The organism is Dyadobacter sp. LHD-138, from assembly GCF_030929615.1.
In the GTDB taxonomy this organism is placed as follows: Bacteria; Bacteroidota; Bacteroidia; order Cytophagales; family Spirosomataceae; genus Dyadobacter.
Genome location: NZ_JAVFVU010000058.1, coordinates 19,400 through 27,521, shown reverse-complemented (window position 1 = coordinate 27,521; position 8,122 = coordinate 19,400). Strand labels below are relative to the sequence as shown.

Here is an 8,122-nt window from a genome sequence, read left to right as displayed (position 1 = left end):
TTAAGTCGACACAATTGTACTTTCCCGATACGCCGCACCCAATCGTAAATTAAAACTCCCCAATCCAATCCTGGAAATATGAGCCAAGGAGATCGATTGGAGAATTTTCAAGGAAGGCCCAAGTAACAAAAAAACCACCGAAAGGTGGTTTTTTTGTTACTATACTGAATAATTTATCTCTTAAAGAGCAGATTTAACAGTTTTGATAATGCGTGCTGCTACTTTGTAAGGATCAGCCGCTGAATTAGGACGACGATCTTCAAGGTATCCGCTCCATCCTTTTTGAGGAACAAGAACAGGGATACGGATAGAAGCACCACGGTCAGAAACGCCGTAGCTGAAATCATGAATACTTGCTGTCTCATGCTTTCCTGTCAAACGAAGATGGTTGTCTGCACCATAAACGTCGATGTGTTCTTTCACAACAGGGCGGAATGATTCGCAAACTTTATCGAAAACTTCTTTGCTGCCAGCAGTTCTCAAAGCCGTGTTTGAGAAGTTAGCGTGCATACCACTTCCGTTCCAGTCAAGATCTCCCAATGGTTTACAATGCCAGTTGATAGAAACACCGTATTTCTCACCGATACGTTCAAGAAGGTAACGTGCCAACCAGATCTGGTCGCCAGCTTCTTGTGCGCCTTTTGCGAAAATCTGGAATTCCCACTGACCTGCTGCAACCTCGGCGTTGATACCTTCAACGTTAAGACCTGCATCAAGACATGCGTCAAGATGTTCTTCGATAATGTCACGACCAAATGCATTTTGTGCGCCTACTGAACAGTAGTATGGTCCTTGTGGTGCCGGGTAACCATTTGCTGGAAATCCCAGAGGTTTGTTCGTTTCAATATCCCAAAGGAAATACTCTTGCTCAAAACCGAACCAAAAATCGTTATCATCATCTTCGATAGTCGCTCTGCCGTTTGTTACGTGTGGTGTTCCATCAGCATTCAAAACCTCGCACATAACCAGGTAAGCATCTCTACGCTGTGGATCTGGAATAATGTAAACAGGCTTTAAAAGACAGTCAGAAGAACCTCCAAGTGCTTGTTCAGTAGATGAACCATCAAACGACCAATTGCTGCAATCTTCAAGTTTACCACTAAAGTCGCTTTCGATTTTGGTTTTGCTGCGTAAACCTTGGGTTGGCTTGTGGCCGTCCAGCCAAATGTATTCCAGCTTAGATTTTGACATAATAATACTAGATAAAGTGGTGACGAATTAATATTACGGCACAATATTAATGCTAAAATGTATTTCTAAAAAATAAAATCTAGGAAAATTTACGCGAATACAGAATAAAATTGTGTTTATGGTAGTATTGTCAGTAAATAATGTACTTTTTTAATAAAATCGACCAGGATTTAAAAGTAAACCTTTCAAAAGGCAATTTCAGATTTGGGTGAAAATTATGCTTTTATATTGAACACATTAATTAAAAAAATAGAAAAAATACAAAAAACAGGATTTTTTTGTGCGCTTACTAAATCTTGGTATTGTCACTTTTTGTATGGGAGCGAATACATAATTAATTCTTAATTTTGGGAAAAAGAATCGGGTGTCGATTACTGCCCGAAAATTAAATTATTTTTATGCATTTGTTTTATCAGCCGGATACCAGAATTTTTGAATTAGATGAAGAAGAGTCACGCCATTGCACAAAAGTGCTGCGCTTGTCGACGGGGGATGTTATCCATGTAACGGACGGAAGGGGGCTTTTGCAAAAATGCAGGTTGAATATTGGCAAACGAAATGTTACGTATGAAGTTGTTGGGTCAACAATGATCCAGAAGCGTCCCTACGCTGTGCATATTGCGGTTGCACCAACGCGTAAGGCAGAAAGAAATGAATGGATGGTGGAGAAAATGACTGAGATGGGTGTAGAGCGGATCGATTTTATTGTGACAGAAAACACACATAAGGAAACCATTTCGCGTGTTGTCAACTTAAGTCGGCTGAAACGGATCGCGGCATCAGCCATGAAACAGTCGCAACAATATTATATGCCGGAAATTTCGTTAATAACGGCATACGACACTTTTATAAAAGAGAATACGGATGATACGCGCCTGATTGCTTATGTGCCGGATAACCATTTGACGGAGCATGTAATTAAAAAGGTGGCCAAAAATTCGAAAACAACCTTGTTAATCGGGCCGGAGGGTGACTTTTCGCCGGAAGAGGTTATATTAGCAACGGCAAACGGTTTTGAAGCAGTGTCGCTTGGTGCAACGAGATTAAGAACAGAAACGGCCGCTGTGGCGGGTTGTCATGCGGTGAATCTGGCTCAGCTGATTTAGCAAGTATATATAATTAAGGATAGGATATGGCGCGAAGCATTTTCAGGAGTACATTGTATGTTGTAATCATGCTGCTTTCCGGGATGGCAGAAAGTCAGGCGCAGTCCTCACTTAAAATTGCCAAATTGAAATATGGCGGGGGAGGAGACTGGTATGCCAACAAAACTTCACTGCCTAATCTGATCAGTTTTTGCAATTCGGAATTGAAAATGAATATCAATCCGGTGGAGGATGTAGTGGAGGTAGGAAGTCCTGATCTGTTTACTTATCCGTTTGTGCACATGACCGGGCACGGAAATGTGGTTTTTACGGATGCAGAAGCCAGAAATCTTAGAAATTATCTATTGGCCGGAGGCTTTCTGCATATTGATGATAACTACGGGCTGGATCCTTTCATTCGCAGGGAAATGAAAAAAGTTTTCCCCGAATTATCCTTTGTTGAGCTGCCTTTCGATCATCAGATTTATCACCTCAAATATGACTTTACCAATGGCTTACCCAAAGTGCATGAACACGATGGAAAACAGCCTCAGGGTTTTGGTCTGATATGGCAGGGGCGTTTATTATGCTTTTATTCTTATGAAACGGATCTGGGTAATGGCTGGGAAGACCAGAGCGTTTATAAGGATCCGGAGGAATTACGTAGAAAAGCCTTGCAAATGGGAGCCAATCTGCTCGACTACGCATTTACAATTTTGTAGTTTTCCAAGTTTCGGATAGTATTTTATGGATATTGTAGAATGAATATAAATAAGTGGCGAAATTAACGGGAAATGATGGTGGGTTTTTGCCTTCTTACACTTAAATTTGTATGATAATCCGTTTTTAACCATTAAGCCTTTTCATGTATATAGTTCTTGCCGTATTTGTTATACACTGGTATCTGTCTCTTTTTTGCCAAACATTCTTTTTGCACCGTTATTCTGCTCATAAAATGTTTATCATGAGCAAGCCATGGGAGCGGTTTTTTTATCTCTTGACTTACCTGTCGCAAGGGTCTTCTTATTTGAGCCCCCGCGCCTATGCTATACTTCACCGGATGCACCATGCATTCAGTGACACTGAAAAAGATCCGCATTCTCCGCACCATACCAAAAACGTATTTACGATGATGTGGGAAACAAAAGATATCTATAACGCCGTTTTGAACCGTAAAAGAGCGATCGAGACACAATTTGAGCGTAACTACCCGGAGTGGAATTTTATTGAGAAACTGGGCGATTCATGGGTTTCAAGAACGGGATGGGCCATTCTTTACTCCGCCTTTTATATCCTTGCATACATTTACCTGGATATGCACTGGGCCTTCTTTTTCCTTTTGCCGATCCACTTTTTAATGGGGCCTATTCATGGCGCTATTGTTAACTGGAGTGGTCATAAATATGGATACCAGAATTTTGATAACGATGACAAGTCTAAGAATTCGTTAATTTTCGATTTCCTGATGATGGGCGAGTTGTTTCAGAACAACCACCACAAACGTCCGAACAGTATCAATTTCGGGTCAAAATGGTTTGAAGTAGATCCTACCTATCCCGTAATCAAGATGTTGAATAAGCTGAAAATTATCGAAATAAGAAAGAAGAACTAATTTCGAAGATATAAAACCAAAGTGAAGCAGTGGACAAGATTCGTTCACTGCTTTTTTTGTGCTGATAAAACAATGCCGTAGGTATGACCGATATTGTAGCCACGGATTTCAATCCATGGCAATTTTGTTACAGGCACAAAAAAACTTTGGCAGGTGTGAGAGACACCTGCCAAGTTTGCTTATTAACACCACAAAAAATGAAATCTAATTTTTTGACTCCTTCATGTATTAAGTCTGATACATAGAGAACATTACAAAAGAAAGGAACAATACTTAAGATGAGCTTAACAATAAATTAGAATTTGCTTAGAGACGTAAGAAATTCAGAATGAAGGTAGTTCCCTTAGGTTGATTGGCCTGAATAGACACATTTCCGTTGTGTAGTTTTACAATTCTATCTACCAGGGAGAGGCCGATGCCATAACCTTTTACACTCGCCGTGTTGTCGCTGCGGTAGAAAGGCTGAAAGACCAAACTCTGGTCTTGGATGGGAATTCCTTTTCCCTGGTCTGAAAATTGAAGAACGAGTTTTTTTGCGGACGCGCGCAGTGAAATGGTGACAGTTTGATCCTCAGAAAACTTGCAGGCGTTATCCATCAGATTCAAAAATGCAGTTTTGAGCAGTGTGGAATTTCCGGCAATTTCAAGCCATGTATCGTCATCCGGGAGTTCTTCCAGATCTACCTGGATATTGTAAGCCGGATTGGCCTGGCCCAGTCCCTGACGGCAATCCCACAATAAGTCATCGATCCGTACGATTTCAGTCAACAGGTCACGCTGGTCCTCGCTGACCTTTGCCAGCTCTAGCAATGTATTTGACAGCTGCGCGAGCTCCTGGATATCTTCCAGAACGGATTGTATCGTCACCTGATATTCCATGGTGCTGCGTTCCTTAAGCATGCTTACTTCCAGCTGCGACCGGATTTTGGTCAATGGGTTTTTAAGCTCGTGTGAAACATTGGCAACAAATATTTTTTGCATTTGAAAGGCGGTTTCAATGCGGTCCAGTAGCTTGTTGAAAGTCGTGGACAAGCGGCCGATTTCATCTTTTTGGTTCGGGATATCTAGCCTGGTATCGAGTCGTTGCGGTAAAATGCCCTCTACGGCATTCATAACCTTTGAAATGGGTCGTAACGCTCGTTTGGAAAAGACCCAACCGGCAAGTCCTACAATAACGGTCACGACCACGAAAAGAATGGTCAGCAGGGTGTTAAGGTTTGCCAGGTTAGCCTGACCGTATAAATCCTGCGCGCCGAGCATGACGACAGCCTTATTGAAGGGATATTTGTAATAAAGACCAACAACTTTATAATCGCCATCGATGTAACGTATTTCGTTGGCTTTCCGGATTTCATCCAGCCAGTAGTTGGAAACGTGAATGGATTTATTATTCGTATTGATGTTGGTGTAGATGAGCCTGTTTTTTTCGTCAAAAATCAGGATGTTCTCATTGTAAATCAGGTCGCGGTTTGCGGCCTCAAGTGCCCTGAAAACCTCTGCATTGACCTGCGGATCTTTGCTTAACAGTCCGGCTGTGGATTTTGCTTTGGATCTCAGTCGATCATAGAAATCCTCGGTTACATTGTAATAGGTGAAGTAATAAATAGCAATGAAAGTAACCAATAAAATACCGCTTACCAGCAATAAAAATTGAATCGTAAGTCGGGTACGGATCTGCATTGCTTACTCGATTTTAAGGACGTACCCCATGCCAAACTGGGTATGGATCAACTTGACCGGATAATCTTTGTCAATTTTTTTACGAAGATAATTTACATAAACTTCGATGACATTTGTACCGGTATCAAAACCAATATCCCAAACCTGTTCGGCGATTTCTACTTTGGAAATAACCCGGCCCTGGTTACGGATCAGGTAGACCAAAAGGTTGAATTCTCTGGCGGTAAGGTTAATTTTATTGCTGGAACGATGTACGGTTTTGGCATCCAAAGATACTTCCAGGTCCTCAAAACGAAGGATATTGGCTGTCTGGGAAATCGAAGAGCCGCGTTTGGTTAAGGCTCTTACCCGGGCTAGTAGCTCTTTAAATTCAAATGGTTTTACCAGATAATCGTCAGCACCGGCATCGAGTCCGGTTACTTTGTCGTCGGTCGAACCGAGTGCCGTGAGCATCAGAATCGGTGTTTCGTCACCGGAATTCCGTAGTTCCCGGCAAAGTTCGATCCCGTTGATTCCGGGAATGATGATATCACTGATGATCAACTGATAGCCGCCTTTTTTTGCCAATTGTTTGCCAATAAGGCCGTCGTAGGCGATGTCCACCTCATAACCATTTTCTTCCAGTCCCTGTTTAAGAGATTGCACGGTTTTGGGCTCGTCTTCTATCAGTAGTAATTTCATTTGTTCGGCAAAAATAATTCAGCAACATCTTTCCAGTTTGACACCCTGCGGTATGTTTTGTCCTGAAGATTATGCGCTGCTGTGAATAAGATCCCTTCTCCTTTAAAAGCATTCAGGTTCCTGACATGATCGTCAATCAGATAATCCGAATGAATGATGCTCTTATGTCCGCAAAAAACAATATTTGACCAGGGAATAAAATCAAAATGTTTGTGTAGCCAGTCGAATTTGTCCTTAAATGAATTAGGAAATTCCATAGCCGCGGTGGCCACATAAATTTCATAGAAACGGGATAATTTGTAAACCGTTTCTACGGCATCTTTTTTGACCTGAATATTGGCAAAAAAACCAGGTTCGTTCATGACTTTGTGAAGCCTGGTTAATTGCTTTGGATGAAGCAGTTCCCGAAGGGACTTTACCTCAAAATCTTTTTTATCTAACGTTGACTGAAAGTCATTCAAAACAATGCTGACCAGTTTCTCATGGGTATCGGCCATCACATCGTCCATGTCCAGCGTAAGTCTCAGCATTATAAAAGCGTTCTGTGAGCATCATAATTTTCGAGGTAATCAGAAACCCTTTTCAAAAACATACCGCCCAATGATCCATCCACAACACGGTGGTCATATGAATGAGAGATAAACATAAGACTTCTTATTCCCAGTAAATCACCCTGCGGCGTTTCTATCACGGCGGGTTTCTTTTTTATTGCACCAAAAGCCATAATCGCGACCTGCGGCTGAACGATGATCGGTGTTCCCATCAGGTTCCCGAATGCGCCAATGTTGGAAACGGTATAAGTTCCGCCAGCAAGATCGTCGGCTTTCAATTTGTTTTCACGGGCTTTTTTTGCCAGTTCATTCACTTTCCGGGCAAGTCCGGCCAAATCATACTGGTCGGCGTGGTGAATAACCGGGACGATCAGGTTGCCATCAGGCAAAGCCACAGCCATGCCAATATTGATGTCTTTTTTCTTGATGATGCTATCGCCTTCGACTGAAATATTGATCAGCGGATAATCCTTTATCGCCTTTACAACCGCTTCGATAAGAATTGGGGTAAAGGTGATACTGTCGCCTGATTTCTTCCTGAAATCATTCTTTACGGCCTCCCGCCATTTTACAACGGAGGTCATATCGGACTCTATAAAGGAAGTAACGTGGGCAGAAATGCGTTTTGACTCGATCATACGCGAAGAAATCATCTTCCGCATACGATCCATTTCAATGATTTCTGTCGACCCGTTTACGGACGAAGTTTTTATCGGAAGGATCTCTTTTTTGCTTCCACGATCACTCAGGTAAGCAATAATATCTTTTTTGGTTACCCGGTTTTCAAGACCAGTTCCGGGTATGCTGGCAAGCTCCTGCGCACTTAATTTTTCTTCACGTGCGATACTAAGCACCAGCGGCGAGTAAAATGCATTGGCGTCTCCGCTACTTTTCAGAACAGATTGTGCCGTTTCCAGTTCCGAAGTTCTGTGAACGGCTTTTTGTAAGTCATTTTCGAGGAAAGCGACTGCGTCAAATTCAGGGGTACCTGCTTCCAGAACCGGTTCAGGTGCGTTGCTTTCCTGATCAACACCATTTTCAACTTGAAATTTCGCCACAGGACTTCCAATAGCCACCACATCACCCTCTTTCACCAGCCATTCCGTTAACACACCGGAGTAGGGGGAGGGAACTTCGGTATCCACTTTGTCGGTAGCTACTTCCAGAACAGAATCATCAGCCGTAATTGAATCGCCGGCATTTTTAAGGTGCGTCAAAACGGTGCATTCCATGATACTCTCACCCATTGGGGGCATTAACATTTCAACTATTTTCATATTTTTCTATATTTCAACCCAAGCTTCCAGCCCCTCGATATTAAC

Annotated in this window: 8 protein-coding genes; 3 read left to right on the top strand and 5 right to left on the bottom strand. The window is 42.3% G+C overall.

The window, feature by feature from the left end; all coding sequences use genetic code 11:
- Positions 1–180: 180 nt before the first annotated feature.
- On the bottom strand, positions 181–1,191 hold the full coding sequence (locus RB622_RS28305; protein WP_308050182.1) for a glutamine synthetase beta-grasp domain-containing protein: 1,011 nt from the start codon (positions 1,189–1,191) through the stop codon (positions 181–183).
- A gap of 398 nt (positions 1,192–1,589) precedes the next feature.
- Here RB622_RS28305 and RB622_RS28300 point away from each other — a divergent pair, with 398 nt between their 5' ends.
- The 3 genes from RB622_RS28300 to RB622_RS28290 all read left to right on the top strand — a co-directional run bounded on the left by RB622_RS28300 (position 1,590) and on the right by RB622_RS28290 (position 3,888).
- Positions 1,590–2,297, top strand: a complete 708-nt coding sequence (locus RB622_RS28300) for an RsmE family RNA methyltransferase (RefSeq protein WP_308050181.1) — start codon at positions 1,590–1,592, stop codon at positions 2,295–2,297.
- Between the two features lie 68 nt (positions 2,298–2,365).
- Positions 2,366–2,998 carry a DUF4159 domain-containing protein gene (locus RB622_RS28295; RefSeq protein WP_409022036.1) on the top strand — a complete coding sequence of 211 codons (633 nt, stop codon included), beginning with the start codon at positions 2,366–2,368 and terminating at the stop codon, positions 2,996–2,998.
- Between the two features lie 143 nt (positions 2,999–3,141).
- A complete protein-coding gene (locus RB622_RS28290) occupies positions 3,142–3,888 on the top strand; it encodes an acyl-CoA desaturase (protein ID WP_308050179.1) in 747 nt (248 codons plus the stop codon).
- 306 nt (positions 3,889–4,194) lie between these two features.
- On the opposite strand, the gene RB622_RS28285 is transcribed toward RB622_RS28290, so the two are convergent.
- From RB622_RS28285 to RB622_RS28270, 4 genes are read right to left on the bottom strand one after another with little or no spacing between them, the layout of a single operon-like run.
- Positions 4,195–5,568 carry a HAMP domain-containing sensor histidine kinase gene (locus tag RB622_RS28285; protein WP_308050178.1) on the bottom strand — a complete coding sequence of 458 codons (1,374 nt, stop codon included), beginning with the start codon at positions 5,566–5,568 and terminating at the stop codon, positions 4,195–4,197.
- A gap of 3 nt (positions 5,569–5,571) precedes the next feature.
- Entirely contained in the window at positions 5,572–6,249 is a 678-nt protein-coding gene (locus RB622_RS28280; RefSeq protein WP_308050177.1) for a response regulator, read from the bottom strand.
- Positions 6,246–6,779 (bottom strand): 5' nucleotidase, NT5C type, encoded by a 534-nt coding sequence (locus RB622_RS28275; RefSeq protein WP_308050176.1) that lies wholly within the window; start codon positions 6,777–6,779, stop codon positions 6,246–6,248. Before RB622_RS28275 ends, RB622_RS28280 begins: the two co-directional genes overlap by 4 nt.
- Positions 6,779–8,077, bottom strand: coding sequence for a dihydrolipoamide acetyltransferase family protein (locus RB622_RS28270; protein ID WP_308050175.1), 1,299 nt, complete (start codon positions 8,075–8,077; stop codon positions 6,779–6,781). The genes RB622_RS28275 and RB622_RS28270 overlap by 1 nt, the downstream gene beginning before the upstream one ends.
- Between the last annotated feature and the right edge of the window lie 45 nt (positions 8,078–8,122).